At 42.7% G+C, this 16,964-nt stretch carries 15 protein-coding genes; 8 read left to right on the top strand and 7 right to left on the bottom strand.

The annotated features are described in order from the left end of the window. The first annotated feature begins 50 nt into the window (after window positions 1-50). Complete coding sequence (locus tag ACTS60_RS12165; protein ID WP_440888450.1) at window positions 51-272, top strand: hypothetical protein; 222 nt, start codon at window positions 51-53, stop codon at window positions 270-272. Between the two features lie 126 nt (window positions 273-398). Here ACTS60_RS12165 and asnS read toward each other — a convergent pair whose 3' ends face one another. Both asnS and ACTS60_RS12155 read right to left on the bottom strand, forming a co-directional pair. After that, entirely contained in the window at window positions 399-1,799 is a 1,401-nt protein-coding gene (gene asnS, locus ACTS60_RS12160; RefSeq protein WP_010447663.1) for an asparagine--tRNA ligase, read from the bottom strand. A 187-nt stretch (window positions 1,800-1,986) separates the two neighbouring features. Next, window positions 1,987-3,612, bottom strand: a complete 1,626-nt coding sequence (locus tag ACTS60_RS12155) for a methyl-accepting chemotaxis protein (protein WP_440888449.1) — start codon at window positions 3,610-3,612, stop codon at window positions 1,987-1,989. Window positions 3,613-3,912: 300 nt separating this feature from the next. Here ACTS60_RS12155 and queD point away from each other — a divergent pair, with 300 nt between their 5' ends. Continuing rightward, window positions 3,913-4,275: a 6-carboxytetrahydropterin synthase QueD gene (queD, locus tag ACTS60_RS12150; protein WP_440888448.1), complete on the top strand. Its 363-nt coding sequence runs from the start codon at window positions 3,913-3,915 to the stop codon at window positions 4,273-4,275. A gap of 61 nt (window positions 4,276-4,336) precedes the next feature. Here queD and ACTS60_RS12145 read toward each other — a convergent pair whose 3' ends face one another. Both ACTS60_RS12145 and ACTS60_RS12140 read right to left on the bottom strand, forming a co-directional pair. Then, window positions 4,337-5,764 (bottom strand): APC family permease, encoded by a 1,428-nt coding sequence (locus ACTS60_RS12145; RefSeq protein WP_440888447.1) that lies wholly within the window; start codon window positions 5,762-5,764, stop codon window positions 4,337-4,339. A gap of 513 nt (window positions 5,765-6,277) precedes the next feature. Next, window positions 6,278-6,907 (bottom strand): LysE family translocator, encoded by a 630-nt coding sequence (locus ACTS60_RS12140; protein ID WP_440888446.1) that lies wholly within the window; start codon window positions 6,905-6,907, stop codon window positions 6,278-6,280. 344 nt (window positions 6,908-7,251) lie between these two features. Between ACTS60_RS12140 and ACTS60_RS12135 the strand changes: the two genes are divergently transcribed. The 4 genes from ACTS60_RS12135 to ACTS60_RS12120 all read left to right on the top strand — a co-directional run bounded on the left by ACTS60_RS12135 (window position 7,252) and on the right by ACTS60_RS12120 (window position 11,731). Further along, window positions 7,252-8,199: an LpxL/LpxP family Kdo(2)-lipid IV(A) lauroyl/palmitoleoyl acyltransferase gene (locus tag ACTS60_RS12135; RefSeq protein WP_440888445.1), complete on the top strand. Its 948-nt coding sequence runs from the start codon at window positions 7,252-7,254 to the stop codon at window positions 8,197-8,199. Window positions 8,200-8,511: 312 nt separating this feature from the next. Beyond that, window positions 8,512-9,930: an SLC13 family permease gene (locus tag ACTS60_RS12130; RefSeq protein WP_440888444.1), complete on the top strand. Its 1,419-nt coding sequence runs from the start codon at window positions 8,512-8,514 to the stop codon at window positions 9,928-9,930. 3 nt (window positions 9,931-9,933) lie between these two features. Then, window positions 9,934-11,271: a sensor histidine kinase gene (locus ACTS60_RS12125; RefSeq protein ID WP_440888443.1), complete on the top strand. Its 1,338-nt coding sequence runs from the start codon at window positions 9,934-9,936 to the stop codon at window positions 11,269-11,271. Next, window positions 11,258-11,731, top strand: a complete 474-nt coding sequence (locus ACTS60_RS12120) for a response regulator (protein WP_440888442.1) — start codon at window positions 11,258-11,260, stop codon at window positions 11,729-11,731. The genes ACTS60_RS12125 and ACTS60_RS12120 overlap by 14 nt, the downstream gene beginning before the upstream one ends. Before the next feature lie 41 nt (window positions 11,732-11,772). On the opposite strand, the gene ACTS60_RS12115 is transcribed toward ACTS60_RS12120, so the two are convergent. The 3 genes from ACTS60_RS12115 to ACTS60_RS12105 all read right to left on the bottom strand — a co-directional run bounded on the left by ACTS60_RS12115 (window position 11,773) and on the right by ACTS60_RS12105 (window position 14,392). Beyond that, window positions 11,773-11,982: a diguanylate cyclase domain-containing protein gene (locus ACTS60_RS12115; protein ID WP_440888441.1), complete on the bottom strand. Its 210-nt coding sequence runs from the start codon at window positions 11,980-11,982 to the stop codon at window positions 11,773-11,775. Next, window positions 11,976-12,572 carry a GGDEF domain-containing protein gene (locus ACTS60_RS12110; RefSeq protein ID WP_440888440.1) on the bottom strand — a complete coding sequence of 199 codons (597 nt, stop codon included), beginning with the start codon at window positions 12,570-12,572 and terminating at the stop codon, window positions 11,976-11,978. The genes ACTS60_RS12115 and ACTS60_RS12110 overlap by 7 nt, the downstream gene beginning before the upstream one ends. A gap of 110 nt (window positions 12,573-12,682) precedes the next feature. Next, window positions 12,683-14,392, bottom strand: a complete 1,710-nt coding sequence (locus ACTS60_RS12105) for an EAL domain-containing protein (protein WP_440888439.1) — start codon at window positions 14,390-14,392, stop codon at window positions 12,683-12,685. 458 nt (window positions 14,393-14,850) lie between these two features. Here ACTS60_RS12105 and ACTS60_RS12100 point away from each other — a divergent pair, with 458 nt between their 5' ends. Beyond that, entirely contained in the window at window positions 14,851-16,053 is a 1,203-nt protein-coding gene (locus ACTS60_RS12100) for an HD-GYP domain-containing protein (protein WP_440888438.1), read from the top strand. 112 nt (window positions 16,054-16,165) lie between these two features. Beyond that, window positions 16,166-16,792 carry a LysE family translocator gene (locus tag ACTS60_RS12095; protein ID WP_440888437.1) on the top strand — a complete coding sequence of 209 codons (627 nt, stop codon included), beginning with the start codon at window positions 16,166-16,168 and terminating at the stop codon, window positions 16,790-16,792. Window positions 16,793-16,964 lie beyond the last annotated feature (172 nt).

Here is a 16,964-nt window from a genome sequence, read left to right as displayed (position 1 = left end):
AAAGTCTGTGTTTCACTCTTCCATAGAGTCATCGAAAAGGAGGAGTGACAATGAAAAAGCAGTTGGTAAAACACGAAGTGAGGCTCATCGCCGTCGCCATTTTTAGTGCATTCTTACTCGTGTTTGCGCATCTTATCTTGGCGAAGTCTTTTTCTCATATGGCGTGGACAGAGTACACCGCCGCAGTTATCCCTTTTATTATGTTTGGTTTGTGCGTATTGGGTGTTAAGTACGCTGCCCATGCGGATAAAGACAAGGATAACGACCCTTAAAAGTCATTATAAAAATAGGAATAAAGTGCGCGATAAAAGCATTGCGCTCAGTATTTGTAGTAATCACCACAAAATAAAAGACCTCCACTTGGGAGGTCTTTTTAATTCTGTTTCACTGAAAAGTGATTAGAAGTTTGCAGAGCGAGGAGTACGTGGGAATGGGATTACGTCACGAACGTTGCCCATACCTGTTACGTAAGACACTAGACGCTCAAAGCCTAGGCCGAAACCAGCGTGAGGCACTGTGCCGTATTTACGTAGGTCGCGGTACCAGCTCATGTGCTCTGGGTCGATACCTACTTCACGCATACGCTCGTCTAGGATTTCTAGACGCTCTTCACGCTGAGAACCACCGATGATCTCACCGATGCCCGGTGCTAGTACGTCCATCGCAGCTACCGTCTTACCGTCATCGTTAGCACGCATGTAGAATGCTTTGATGTCTTTCGGGTAGTTCTTTACGATTACTGGCGCTTTGAAGTGCTCTTCCGCAAGGAATCGCTCGTGCTCAGAAGACATATCGATACCCCATTCAACTGGGAATTCGAATTCACGACCTGAATCAAGAAGGATCTGGATTGCGTCAGTGTAGTCTACTTGTGCGAAGTCAGAAGATACGAATTGCTCTAGACGAGTGATTGCTTCTTTGTCGATACGTTGAGCAAAGAACTCAAGGTCATCGCGACACTCTGCAAGAACCGCTTTAAATACGAATTTCAGCATGTCTTCAGCGAGTTTCGCTACGTCATCCAGTTCTGCAAACGCCACTTCAGGCTCAACCATCCAGAATTCTGCTAGGTGGCGGCTTGTGTTTGAGTTTTCAGCACGGAAAGTAGGACCAAACGTGTAAACCTTGCTTAGTGCACAAGCATAAGCTTCAGCGTTTAGCTGACCAGATACGGTTAGGAACGTTTCTTTACCGAAGAAGTCTTCGTTGTAGTCCACATCACCTTTGTCTGTGCGAGGTAGGTTTTCCATGTCTAGCGTAGAAACGCGGAACATTTCACCAGCACCTTCAGCATCAGAAGCCGTAATTAGTGGTGCAGATACCCAGAAGTAACCTTGCTCGTGGTAAAAGCGGTGAATCGCTTGAGATAGACAGTTACGTACACGTGCTACCGCACCGATTACGTTTGTGCGCGGACGTAGGTGCGCAACTTCACGTAGGTACTCGATAGAGTGACGAGTTTTTGCCATTGGGTAAGTGTCAGCGTCTTCAACCCAACCTACAACTTTAACGTTAGTTGCAGCAAGTTCGAATGCTTGACCAGCCGCTGGAGATTCAACAATCTTACCAGTTACTTCAACAGAGCAGCCAGTAGTTAGCTTAAGCACTTCGTTTTCGTAATTATTAAGATTATTAGGGACCACGGCCTGAATCGGGTCGAAACAAGAGCCGTCGTAAATGGCAAGGAAAGAGATTCCAGCTTTGGAATCACGACGTGAACGGATCCAGCCACGAACAGTTACTTCACTGTCTACTGCTAGCTGACCTTTCAAAACGTCTGATACAGGCGCGTAAGTCATGTTTTCAATATTCTCCATTGAGGTAAAAATTCAACTCAACGCTTATAAAAGTAGTTGTCTTAAAACGGTTTTGTTTAAAAAACAAGCGAAGCATTGAGTTGGATAGAATTTTTTAGATTCAACGGAACATATTACCTGTCAAATCGTCAGCTTCAACCTTTATATCAATTTGAAGGCGAGATTTTTGTCATTTGGGTACAGTTTTCTTCTCAGATAAGCAAAATTGGTTAAGTAATTGCTCTAGTCGGTCTGACAATTGTTCTAAGTCCACACTGATGTCTCGCGTTAGAGTTGCTGACTCAGACGTGTCATTCGCGTGTTTGGTTATGGTATCGACTTTTGCTTGAATATGCTTACTTACTTCAGAGGTTGCCTGTGTCTGGTTTTGAATATTCTGCGCATGTTGAAGAACTTGATGCATTTCACCTACGACATTTCTCATCGTATTGGATAACTCTTCAACATCTACAGAGCGTTGATGTGCATAGTGACAAACCGCATCCACAGAAGAAAGTGACTCTGAGCTGCCTTGTTGGAACTGAGCAATAATATTTTCTATGTTAGCTGTCGCTTCCGTTGTTCTTGAGGCTAGGTTACGCACTTCATCCGCGACAACGGCAAAGCCACGTCCTTGTTCTCCCGCCCGTGCTGCTTCAATCGCTGCATTGAGCGCAAGGAGGTTAGTTTGCTCCGCCACGCCTTTGATGACGTCAAGGATTGAGGAAACTTCTTCAGTTTGTTGGTTGAGCGTCGAAATTTTCTCTCTTACATGATCGATATCACCGACTAGATTTTTAATATCTTCGCTAACGCCATGCGCTTGAGTCGCACTTTGTGTGGCAATGTCTACTGTATGATTGATTAGCCCAGTGGCATCAACCGTTGCTTGTTCTACATTGGCTTGTTGATCCAACATGTCATTGATGTTGCTTTGTACTTCGTTGGTTTCTACTTGCTGGTTGTCTGCTGCTTCATCGGTTGATTGGGCGACGTTTGTGAGCTTGCTTGCCGAATCTGCAAGCGAGTGAGAGGTGTCTTGTACTCTTTCCAAACTATCCGAAACGGTGTCCATAAATGAATCGATAGAACGTGAGAGTAACCCCATTTCATCCTTCTGTTTCTGCTCCAAGCGTTGCGATAGGTCTTTACTTGCGCTCACGTTAGACATAAAGCGTGAAATCTTTTGGATAGGACGAACGATAATTTTGCGGATTAAGCCCATGGTAATGAGGAAGCCAATAAAGGCGATAGAGGACATGATGCCAATCGCAAACATAGCCTGCTTGTTGATCATTGAGTTCACATGATTCATGTTGTACTCAAGACGAATCGCACCAAGCACTTCACCTTCGGGAGTAATATGGCAGGCTACACAGTTGGTTCCGCGATAATTTTCACTGGACTTCATCGGTAAAGCTACCACCATTCCCTGACCCCATTCCGCAGTAAACGGCTCAATAACGAGTTCACCCGCTAAAGCTCGGCGATCGATATCATCTTGTGGCAGTTGGTTCTCTTCGCCTGGTCCATAAAACTTTGACACGCTGTCTGCTCGCAAGACCCGAACTTGTTCGATCCCATCTTGAGCGAGGGCTTTTTGGCGCAATGTTTCTTTTTGGACCATTGTGCCTGTCAGCATCATCATATTTAGGCTGTCAAAATAGTTACTTGCTTTGTCATGCAGTTGTTCGCTCAGTACATCATTAATAAGTGATTTTTGTTGATAGTACTGGTATCCGGTAGACACAGCTAATACGCAGCTAAAGACTGCGATTAACGCGACTAGGAGCTTAAATGTTATTGTTGAGCGCATATTATTTATGAAATTATTGGAATAAACGCCACAATTTTAGAGACTTATGTGGTTTATAGCGATGAGGCTGATGAATGATTGTGACCACAGACATAATGTGGTCATGTAAATGTGATGTGAGTAACATGTAATCAAATGATTGGCGCTGTGCCAAATTTGCGACACTTTACCTTGATTTATAAAAATGGCGTAGCTAACCGTTTGCTTGGATACTATTGTTCTTATTAACAGGAGTGATACTTGTCACTTGTGGGCGAATTACTTAGTATTGCGTGTCTTTTTAAAAGCCCGAGAACCAAAATGAGAACCGAACTATACAAAGAGTTCATGTTTGAAGCTGCACACCACCTTCCTCATGTACCTGAGGGACACAAATGTGGTCGCTTACACGGACATTCTTTTCTTGTTCGCCTTTACGTTGAAGGTGAAGTTGATCCACACACTGGTTGGGTAGTGGATTTTGCAGAGATTAAAGCTGCGTTCAAGCCAATCTATGATCGCCTAGATCATTACTACCTGAATGATATTGAAGGTCTTGAAAACCCAACAAGTGAAGTGCTATCTAAGTGGATCTGGCAACGGCTTAAGCCAAATTTACCATTGTTAAGCAAAGTAGAAATTAAAGAGACGTGTACTGCAGGTTGTATTTATACCGGTGAGTAAGCGACTTCCATTGAAAAAGCCAGACATTGTCTGGCTTTTTTTTGTTTATTACGTAGCTAAACTAGTTGGCCACGGCTTCAATCAATTGAGTGTCTCGGCGTCGCTGACGGTTACGGTACATTACGGCAGCAATGGCAGGTAAGCTGAATGCAATAAAGCCAAGAATCAATGCGTATGCGCCAGTTTCTGCACTTATGCCAGCAGGGACATCAAACGATACGAAAATCGTTACAAAACAGCTCATCAAACCGAGTGCTGCCACTAACGTCATACCCACTTTGCCCCCTGGAACGCGGAATGGACGTTGAATATCTGCATGCTTGCGACGTGACACTAAGAAGCAGACGAAGATGCAGATGTACATCACCATGTAGAGTTGGGTCATCAGGATATTAAGTAGCCACATGCCCTGGTTAACATTTGGTACTAAGATAAACACCAAAGAAAGCACGCTGACAATAGCCCCTTGTAATAGCAGAAGAGGGACTGGCGCTTGGTTCTTGTTTTCTTTCGCTAATGCCAACGGCATAAAGTGGTCTTTCGCTGCTACGTGGAGACTTTTCGTTGGAGCGATGATCCAGTTATTCAAACTCGCTAAGCTACCAAACACAATGGCTAGAGCAATGACTGGCAGCATGAATGACATGTTTAAATCATCGAAGAACGCTTTGAACGCCAGAATGACCCCTTCGCTCAAGCTTGAATGATCGCTCGATACTACGGAAGAAATTGATAGTGAACATGCTGTTAGAGACACTAAAATCAGCACTGTTGATACGATAAGCGCTTTTGGGTAAGTCTTTTGTGGGTTATCGACTTCACTTGCGTAAGACGTCGTAATTTCAAGGCCAGTCAATGATAGCACGACGGCAGTAAAGCCCGCTCCAATACCATCTTGAGAAAAGTCTGGTAACCAATCTGACGCATGGCGCAGTGAGATATGTGATTCACTTGGATTGGTGTAAGCCCAGTATCCGCCTAAACCAATGATTAGTAGGATAGGGAAGATAAGTCCCAAAGTACCGAACACGTTAGTGATAAGTGAAGACAAGCGTAGACCGAAGATATTCACCAATGTAAGCGCCCAGAAAATCACGTTAATCATGAGCAACATGAAGATGTTGTTCTGCGCCAGTTCAGGGAAGAAAGGATACGCACCCGTCGCAACAATAAAGGAGATGAGCGGAGGGTAGTAAACGATATTCTCAGCGTATTGATACCATACCGTCGTAAAACCGAAATTAGGACCTATGGTCTCTTTACCCCACAAATAGACGCCACCTTGTTGAGGGTAGGTGGTGCTGAGCTCTGCACATACCAATGCCGTAGGAACAAAGAAGCAAAAGCCAGCCAATAGGAAGAAAGAGATGGCGTGGCTACCAAATAAGGCGGCACCCGGAATGTTCCTGATACTGTCGACGGATGTGACCGTAATCATGATGACAGAAAAGACACTGAGTTTGACGGCGGATTTGGCGATACTGCTCATTCGATACCTTTAGTGATTGAGCCTCGTGCCTCAATAGGAGAACACGCGTGCTACAAGTAAGACGTGCGTATTGTAGGGCTGCCAGAATCTGCGGGTATATAGCTAAAAATGGTATGTATTTACCCAAAAATGAATAGATGTGTCAGAGGCTTATTTGTAATCAATTTAAACGTTTGCTCTGGTTGGAAAACGAAATTTTGATTCAAAATTTGTATATTAACAATAGTGTTTATACCCAAGTAACCTCGAGATGCTAGGTTCAGCGAGAATGAACGTTTGACTCTCCCCTTGGGTAAGGGTCTAGGTTAAAAGCTATCAGAGTATGTTAGAAAGTGGAGGATATGATGGGATGCTGTAATCAAGCGCCAAAAGGGGGAACCGGAAAGCTCTCTTATTTACTAGGATTCGTTGCGGTGTTGTTTGTCGGGATTTTAGCTTTGGCCGCTGTTTTTGGCTAGTTCAAAAAGCAAAAAACACGCTCTTTGGCGTGCTTTTTGTGTCTGTAATCGGGTTTTAAAAGCGGGTGTTGGCTAAGCCAATGCCGAAGAAGATAAACAACCCACCACTGACGTAGTTCAGCCACTTACTGGTTTTTGAAGACGTCAGCAGAGTTTTTACTTTGGTGGCAAAGAAGATTACAAACAGGAACCAACAGGCGACGATACTTGCCTGAAGTGCGCCCAATATCATGCTTTGCTCAAGAATGTGTTCAGGTTGCACAAACTGAGGGAAGATTGATAGGTAGAACAAAACGATTTTTGGATTCAGGAGGTTGGTCAGCAATCCTTTCACAAAGGCTTGTTTAAGAGTCTGCACTTCAAGCTTACGCTCGAACTTTAACTTCTGGTCTGCCAGCTTGAGACCACTTTTTAAGTTGTTAATTCCCAACCATACCAAATAAGCAACGCCCATCCATTTTAGGATGTTGAATGCTAGTGCGGATTGAGAAAGCAGTAAGCTCAATCCGTTTGCCGATATGAAAGCGTGAATCAGGAACCCCAACCCAACTCCGAGAATGTTAGCAGCAGCAAAACGGCGATTTTGTGTAAGTGCTGTGAACAAGATTAATAGTGCATTTGGGCCGGGGATAATAGCGAGGAAAAATACAATGCCACCAAAGGCTATTAGGGTATCGATGTTCATTGTGCTTCCAGTTGCGGCATAAGGGCTAATATTGGGGGGCAATAAATCGAGACTTTACACCGATAAGAGTAGAAAACAAAGTACATATCCATTTGTGTTGAGTAAAAGTTAAATAGATGGCACGCAAGATGGATGGTGGCTCACAACATGTGCGAGTAATGTATGGTTTGTCGCGTAAATAGGTCAGTCACACAAACTAAGAAAATTTTTATTGTGTAGTGGGTCGAAGAACCATAGAATCCGCGCGCTTTGGTTTTTGATATAAGCTCAGGCAATGATAAAAAACAAACTGATTATCATTGTTAACATTTACCTATTAGACATTTATGTCTCTCGACACTCTCATGAATAAATACAAAAAGCCTGAGTTTAAGGCCGCTTTTCTTGCTCCAAGTTATTGGGGAACGTTACTTGTCATTGGCATCATGTACTTATTGAGCTTACTTCCTTTTAAAGTTCAGTTATCGTTAGGTAGAGGAGTTGGTCGTCTAGCCATGCGATTAATGAAAAAACGCCAGTTGACCATTAAACGCAATCTTGAACTGTGTTTTCCTTCGATGAGCGAAGCAGAGCGTGCTGCGATAACAAAAGACAATATCGACAATACTGGCATTGCACTTTTTGAAACGGCAATGGCTTGGTTTTGGTCAGACTCTAGAGTAAACAAGCATGTGACTATCAAAGGGATGGAACATATTGAAGCTCTAGAAAAACAGGGTAAAGGTGCACTAATGCTGGCCGTACACTCCATGAACTTGGAGCTAGGTGCACGTGCATTTGGGATAAAAAAGTCGGGCACAGGTGTTTATCGACCAAATAACAACCCGTGCTTTGATTACTTTCAATACAAGGGCCGTTCACGCTCAAACCGAACGTTAATCGATCGAAAGAACGTGAAAGGGATGCTAGAGGCACTAAACTCTGGTGAGCGCGTATGGTACGCACCGGATCATGATTATGGTACACGTCGTTCTACTTTTGCTCCGCTCTTTGCAGTAAAGCGCGCATGTACTACAACCGGTACGAGTTTACTGGTCGATGCCACAGATTGCGCGATCGTCCCCTTTACAATGGTCAGAGAACGTGATGGCCACTATACGCTAACGATCCACGCCCCAGTTGAAGGTTTTCCTAAAAATGAACCTGACCAAGCGGCAGTGTTCGTCAATAAAATTGTCGAGAAATCGATCATGGCAAGCCCGAGCCAATATATGTGGCTTCACCGCCGCTTTAAAACTCGCCCTGATGGCGAAAACTGCTTGTACAAACCACGCTTAGCAACCGCAATTTAATTCAACTGCCCAGACATTGTTCTGGGCTTTTTGTTGCCCGGAGTTTCCTTATCCTGAACAAAACTGTCATTCAAAGTAATGGAGAGATTCATACAAAAAATAGTTTTCTTATTGTCCTACATACTTTTAGTGAGCTTGAACACAGATAAGATAACTTTTTGGTTATGAATCATTTTTCATTGATCTAAAACCATTATTTACACCTCAACTAGTGCGCATAATTTCTGTTCGGATTATTTAGAGTTACCGCTCTATTGTTCGAACTCCGCCTGTATTCTAAAGGCTAATCATCTCAGGAAGAGAAGTAGTTTTATGCGCCCTTATCTAAAATACATCATCCCGACGGTTATTCCGTTAATCATTTTGCTTTTGCCTCTTTCGGCATTTCCGTTTGAAGGTATCACTGTTGTCCAACAACGAGTGATTGCTATATTTTTGTTGGCAGCCCTATGTTGGGTGTTTGAGCCTATTCCAATTTATGCAACTTCAGTGGTTATTATCGTGCTGGAATTGCTGATGGTCTCAAACAAAGGGTTGGTGTTCTTTAGGCTAAATGAAGGGCAAGACCACTTTGGTCAACTGTTGCAATACCATGAAATTATGGCGACGTTTGCTAGCCCAATCATCATGCTTTTCTTAGGTGGTTTCTTTCTTGCGATGGCAGCCACTAAATATCGACTGGATGTCAACCTAGCGCGCGTGTTACTTAAGCCATTTGGCCAGAACCCCAAGTATGTCATGCTTGGATTAATGTTAATCACGGCCGTTTTCTCTATGTTTATGTCGAATACTGCTACGACGGCGATGATGCTCTCAATTCTAACTCCAGTCATTGCGGTATTTGGTCCCAAAGATCCTGGTCGTATAGCGTTTGCACTCTGCATTCCTGTTGCTGCAAATATTGGTGGTATCGGCACGCCGATTGGCACCCCTCCAAATGCGATTGCCTTGAAGTATCTCGTTGGAGATAACTTGATTACTTTTGGAGAATGGATGGTTTTTGGTGTGCCGTTTGTTGTGATTATGATGGCGTTAGCTTGGTTCCTGATTGGCTTTATGTACAAAGCGGAACAAACAACAATCGACTTGAATATCAAGAGTAAGTTCCTAAAGACGCCAAAGGCGATGATTGTATACATCACTTTCGCGGGTACCATTCTGCTTTGGTTGATGGGGTCGGCTCATGGCATGAACTCATATACTGTTGCATTGATCCCTGTGGCCGTCTTCTCCCTGACAGGGATTATCAATAAAGAAGACTTGAAGAAAATATCTTGGGATGTGCTTTGGCTGGTTTCAGGTGGTATCGCATTAGGATTAGCACTTGATAAAACTGGCTTGGCAAAACTGGTTGTTCATAGCATCCCATTTGATGAGTTCTCTCCTTATGTGGTGCTCTTTGGCGCGGCATTCTTATGTCTGTTGATGGCAAACTTTATGTCCCACACCGCCACAGCAAACTTGCTAATGCCAATTATGGCGGCACTTGGCACCTCTATGGCCTCGCTGACGCCATTAGGTGGAGAAGTGACGTTGATTCTTGTCGTTACTTTTGCAGCATCGTTAGGTATGTCTCTGCCAATCAGTACCCCTCCGAATGCATTAGCCCATGCAACTGGCCATGTGCAGAGTAACCAAATGGCTAGAGTCGGTGTGGTTCTTGGCGTTGTTGGTGTGCTACTGAGCTTCTTTATGGTGTGGGTCCTCCATACTGTGGGTCATATCGGGTAATTCATGTACGAGAGTAAACTAGATGCTCTAGTAGAGCGTTACTTTAGTGATATAGAGCGACGAATAACGGTGGCATCCGGCTCTATATTGATTGAGCAAGAGGGCTACAACGAGAGGCTTTACTACGTACTTTCTGGAGAACTCGCTGGTTATTATTCCGAAGATGGTAAGAGTCAAACTCAGGTATTTTCAGCGTCTGCTGGAGCGTTTATTGGTGTTCATAGCTTCTTTTCTGGCACTTGGACGGCCTCGTCGACGGTAATTGCACAATCAGATGTTGAACTAGCATGGATTGAGCGTCATACACCAGTTGTCGCTGAAGAGGAGTACGGGCCTTTAACCACTCAGTTTATGCCAGTAATTGTTAATGAATTATCCCGTCGTCAACGCCGAGCGACACAAGAAGCTCTGGCAAAAGAGAAGGCGCTACAGAAACTCCATACTGCGGAGCAAATGACGACGTTAGGCCAACTGGCATCAGGCATTGCTCATGAACTCAATAATGCAATTGGTGTTGTGAGTAGTAAGTCTGAGCGCTTAGAAATAGTAATTATGGAATTACTGGAGGAGATTCATCCCGAAGCGAGTCAGTTTTTTGATTATGGCTTGATGCAAGGGCAAAGAGTCACGTCAAGTGAAGCCAGAACTCGTGGCAGACATTTTGAAAAACAGTATGCTTTGCCAAAAGATCTGGCAAGAGATTTGGCGCGTGCCGTTCCTACCGACTACCTGAATGAACACTGGCTTAAACGACCTGAAGAAGCGATTCGTTTCTGGCAAATGGGAAGGGATCTTCATGACTTAAGACTAGCTTCTAAGCACACCGTTGGGATTGTTAAGTCTGTCAAACAGCTTGGTCGAACGGATATAGATCTTGATGAAGCTCTGAGTATTAATGATTCAATTAACCGAGCGCTTGCCCTGTTGCAAAGTGATTTGAGGCGAGTAAAAGTGAAATTTAGCCCTGCAGAGCTACCAGTATTTGTCGGTTCGCAGACGGAGTTGGTGCAGATTTGGGTCAATATTTTAAAGAATGCTTGTGATGCACTTAGAGATACAGAGTCTCCGGAAATTGATATACAAACCAGAGTCAATAAAAACCGCATTCTCGTCACGATTGCAAATAATGGCCCTGAGATTAGTGAAGCGACAAGACGAAAGATCTTTCAACCAAACTTTACCACTAAAAAGGGTGGATTATCATTTGGACTGGGCTTAGGTCTATCAATAGTGAAACGGATCATTGCTGGATACAACGGTTCGGTAGCGGTTAAGAGCGATAAAGAAATCACCATATTTAGAATCAAACTACCTGTAGAGGAAGAACATGGAAAAGCTTAATTTGATTTGCGTGGATGACCAGCGTGAGGTTTTAAGCGCTGTCCTACAAGATTTGCAGCCACTGACAACGTGGCTAAACATTGAAGATTGTGAATCAGCAGCTGAAGTTTTGGAACTGATGGACGAGCTTGATGCTGAAGGAGAAATGATAGCTTTACTTATTTCTGACCATGTTATGCCAGGTAAGACAGGAGTTGAGCTACTTACTGAGGTATCTAAGGATTCTCGATTTGTGCACACTCGTAAAGTACTACTGACGGGGCAGGCAACTCATACAGATACCATTAACGCGATTAACTCAGCTGGCATAGACCGCTATTTTGAAAAGCCATGGCAAGCGGATCAGTTGATCGAATGTGTACGTAATTTGGTGACTCGATATGTATTCGACATGGGGCTGGATTACAGCCAATATCATGAATACTTAGATCAAAGTGTCGTGTTTGAAAAACTAAGGTAATACACATACTCAGGTAGATTTATTGATTCGAGTGATAGATGCTAAGCTGCATCTTTCACTTGGTTTCTGCCGTTGTTTTTGGCTAAGTATAATAGAGCATCCGCAGATTTAATGGATTGCTGAAGGCAATGTTCTACTGGGCTAACTCCACAAGAAACCGTTACTTTTGGTATGGTATTTGTGCTCGCAATGTCTTGTCTAATTCGCTCAAATATAGAGCGAGCGATTTCTTTTGAGTCGGTTTTTACCATACCACAAACTCTTCACCTCCTACTCTAAAAGCGTAATCACTGGTTCGGATTCTACTTTTTATCACGGCAGATACACGCTTAATTACTTGATCGCCAATATCATGTCCATAGGTATCATTGACTGATTTGAAGTGGTCGATATCAATCATCCCAATGAAGTAAGATTTTCCTTTTACAGTTTGGTCCTGAATTTTCTTTAGGTAATGGCTTTTATAGAAGTGATTATACGAAGGTAATATTTCACTGATAGCAAGTTGGAGATTAGGCTTATTGGATATTACTCGAATACTTTTGAACAGTGATTGTTCTGTGAGTAACTGCTGAACAGTATTTTCGAAGGGAAGGGGATTGTCGAAATAGTGCTCTGCAATAATTGTATTCGATAAGTTTAAGTAGTTATTAATTAAGTTCTTACGAAGTTTATATGACTCATGTGCAGCGTCCACTTGTTGCACATGATCCTCAATTTTCTCTTGTTTAATATAGCTTATCGGCGTGTTAATAATAAAAATGATGGCCAGTACTAAGAGCAGACTGCGAATTTCAATGCTGGTTGAAGCGCTCGTTAGCCTGTTGTAATGAAGTAACATTCTTCCTTAAAGGCCCTTTCACCAAAAAGTAATCTCATCGCGCCACAGCATTTCATAAGATGAGGACTGATTGGGTGAACTTTTTGTTACAAGCGCAAAAATAAGTGAGACTACGATTGAACTAAAGTGTATCGGCTAGCGCTCGCTACAGAGAGCGGTTTTGAGAACCAATAACCTTGTAAATAGTCAACGCCAAGCTCGGTGAAGAATACATTCATCTTAGCGTCTTCAATACCTTCAATGACAACTTCTATTTCGTTTTCCTGACACATAGCGATTAAGAACTTCAAGTACTCTCTTGAAGAGTGGTTCGTCAGTGTTTTCCAAGCCATACTTTTATCGATCTTGATTTGCGTCATTGGCAAATCAAAGAAGCAATTGAGAGAACTGTAACCAGCCCCAAAGTCATCAAGAGAAAGTGCGAAGCCAAGTTCGCTTAACGAGTTCAATGGCTCAATAGCAGCTTGATTACTATCTAAGATAAAGGTCTCAGTAAGTTCCAATACGATGGAGCTTGGTTGCACACCAGCCTCGTCGGCCATTGCTTTTATGGTTGCGGGAAAATCACTATTCAACAACTGTAGAACAGAAACGTTAACGTTGACGCGTGTTTGGCTTTGATAGCGCTCTCGATACTCTTTAATAAAGGTGCAAGCTTTAGCAAAAACTTGGTAGCCAAGTTCTACGATTAGGCCTTTGTTTTCGGCAACTGGAATAAATTCATCAGGGTAGATTTCTCCAAACTCTTCACTTCGCCAGCGGACAAGGGCTTCAAAGCTCGCTATTTTTGCATTTTGAGCACAAATGATAGGTTGAAACTTAACGCTAAGAGTATGGTTGTCTAGCGCTGCTTTTAAACCTTGCTCTATAAAGAAGTATCTATCAACGGCTTGTTGGGTTTTTTGGCTGTATACCGCAATATGATCGTTTCTCTTTTCACAAGCGTATTGGCAGGTGCGCGCAGCTTTGTGAATGATTTCTTCTGCTGAGAGATCAACATCAAAGGTTGGATATAAGCCGATACTGATATTGCTACCCAACAACTTTCCATCTTCAAGCATCGCTTGGTGGTAATGCTTTTTAATGGTTTTTGCAAACTCTAGTAGCTCTTCGAGTGCGTATGCTTCGTTGATGAGAATAGCAAAATCATCATCATGAATTCGATACACATCACTGACTGATTGAGGTAGTTGATTGAGTGTTTCCAAGAGCTTATCAACCAAGTCTTCCACGAGGTCACTACCGTAGTGATTTAGAAAGGATTTGATGTCCTCGATGCGAATATAAATGAGAGAGGCTTGGTCATAGTCAGCTTGTATATGTTCCTTTATATCAAGGAGCAATTTGCTGCGATTTGCGATCCCTGATGCGCTATCATGAAAAGCAACTTGATGAATATAGCTCTCCATCAACTTTCTCTCAGAGATATCTCTATGGCTCCCCACCATGTAGAGACCATATTCACTTTCTTTGGTCATCGCGATGCCTTCTAACCAGATGTACTGGCCATTAGGCTTTCTCAAACGATAGGTCGTCGCTATTCGGGTATCACTTGTTGAGATATGAGCATCAACTCGTTTAGCGAGTCTTTTACGATCAAGAGGATGAACCAACTCTAGCCAATCATCTAAACTGATCTGGCCGGTTTTGATGCCAAACTGCTCATAGAATTTCTGATTGTAAAAAACCATCGATCCAAACTCGTCCATATAAAAAAGGCCTTCATTGAAGACGTCAAAAATATGGATGAACTTTTCTTCTACAATCTTAAGAAAATCTCGGTCTTGCTCCGTTACAGTAGGCTCAACGTTACTTGTCATTAGCTATCGCTCTTGCAGAAAATGCTATTGTGGAGTAATGGTCTAGGGAGAACAATCGACTCAACATGATTTGTGAGTTTATCTTTTAACGCTACGTATTTTAATAGTAGTTATAAAGTTATCAATCTAATGTGTCATTGCGTTTACGCAATCAAATCTAAAATAATGCAACAGACTGAAATTTCGAAAGCCATATTACCAATCTTGTTGATTTAAATATGATAGTCAACCGGAAATACTAATTATTTGAAGTAGTTATTGATTTGGCTGTCAAATTATAAAAACGCGAAATTATATGACGATAAATTGAGCAGTCATTATCCTTGCTCTATGTGTGGAGATTTACAATATTATTGATTTAAGTCTCAATAAGACATGTACTCGCTAATTTATTATGACGGGAAATGGTCCGATATCATATAATAGGTACATTAATTAAAACGTAGACACCTTGATTTATGCAGTACAACCCAGAAGACTCGATAAAAATAGCAATTACAGACATGGGTGTTGGTATGTTTGTGACTGCTATAGAGCAAAATAAACGTGTAAACCTCGCGAATGCTGGTCGTGTTTCTACGCAACAGGGCATAGAAAAATTAAAAGCCAGCGGAGTTAAGTTTGTTTGGGTTGATCAAAGGTTATCTTCGAGTGCTTGTGTGTTTAAACCTGTAGTTGTTGAATCTGAAGAACAATCACCAGTCGTCGCGCAAACAAAAGTTCCTCGCGCTTTTCGGACAAGAGAAGCGCAACACAAGCGAGCAAAGAAGCTAATTGCAGAAGCCAAAGGCTTAGCGCAAAAACTGCTGAACCAAACTTTTGAAGGCAAAATTATTGAAGTCGACGAGATCGAATCGTGGGCGGATGACATGATCGAGAGTGTGTTAATCGATTCAGATGCGCTTCAATGTGTTTCGGCACTTCGCCAAAAAGACTCTTATTTACTTGAGCATTCCGTTAACGTAGCGTGTTTGTTGGTCTCTTTCGGTAAGCATTTAGGTCTGGATAAAGAAACACTAAAACAACTTGCCATTGGCGGCATCATTCATGATGTGGGTAAAATCAAAGTCAATGACGAAATCCTACATAAGCCAGCACGTTTAACGCCGGAAGAGTTTGAACACATGAAGCTTCATCAAGTATTCGCTGGCGAAATTATTGTAGGCGTAAAAGGCCTGAGCGCAGTAAGCCGTGATGTGTGTTTGATGCACCATGAGAAACTGGATGGCAATGGTTACCCGCGTGGTTTGAAAGGCGAGCAAATCCCAATGCATGGCCGAATGAGCGGCATTGTTGATATTTATGATGCTCTAACAGCAGACCGTGTGTACAAAAAAGGCATGAGTTCTGCAGAGGCCTTTAAGATTCTTCTTAGCTTGACGCCAACTCATCTCGATGCGGACTTAGTGTATAAATTCATCAACTGTATTGGTGTATATCCAGTTGGCTCTCTCGTTCAACTCAGCGACGGTCGTGTTGGTATCGTATGGACATCCAGCCAGTCGCAACCGCTCAAACCCATAGTTAAGTGTTTTTACTCGAGAAAGTACAAGCGATATACCGATGTTGCTATGGTTGATTTGAAGTCCAGCTCATTGACTATTGAGCAGGCGGTATCACCGTCAACTCTTGAAGTAGATGCTAAACCTTTTTACGATTAATATACTTTACATTGTTGCATATAAACCGTATTTTTATTGAATAACAATTAACCAGTGGACGGTTGTTTGTTTTGTTATTTAGCACGTTAATGCGGATAGAAAGGAATCTCTCATGCAACTCGATACTTGGATCTACTACACCCTCGCAATACTTGTCCTGACGGCTTCTCCTGGCCCTAGCTCGTTACTTTGTCTGAGCAAAGGGGTTAGCAGCGGATTTCGCCATGCTTTTGCGACCGCCCTTGGTAGTTTGACCGCGATTACCATCATACTTACCCTATCTTTTACTGGTCTTGGCGTTGTCATTGCTTCTTCGGAGTTGGTCTTTAACATCATCAAATGGTGTGGTGCTGCATATCTTATTTGGCTTGGTATCCAAGCATTGCGCTCGAAGCAAAGCGATTTTTCACAAGCGCAGCCTGAGCAGTCTTCTTCAAATTACTTAAGCGCATTTACTAGCGGTTTTATTGTTGGTTCGAGCAACCCAAAAGCCATTGTTTTCTTTACCGCGCTGTTTCCTCAATTTATTGACCCATCTGCATCGTTATTCACACAATATATTGTCTTTGCCAGTACCTTTGTGGTGTTCGAACTGAGTTGGCTGACCTTCTATGGCTTGCTAGGTGTGAGAACATCGGATTGGCTGTTTGCGAAAGGACGAGCGAAGTTGTTCAATCGTCTGACTGGGGGCGTCTTCATCAGTGCAGGCGTGATGTTGTCAACTGCGCATCGTAGCTGAATTGATAATTATTCCGCTAAGTTATTAAAACTTAAACTAAATTAGGAAAATCTTATTTCCAAAATGGAAATTGCTTGTTTTGTTTTTTTCATTAGTGGCAAAGACTCCTAGAGCGTAAAATACAACTCACCCTTTCGAGGTATAGGCTTGAAAGGGGGATATTGGTTGTATT

It is taken from the genome of Vibrio sp. WZ-1, assembly GCF_052037695.1.
Lineage (GTDB): Bacteria > Pseudomonadota > Gammaproteobacteria > Enterobacterales > Vibrionaceae > Vibrio.
This window is presented reverse-complemented; position numbering and strand designations above follow the sequence as displayed.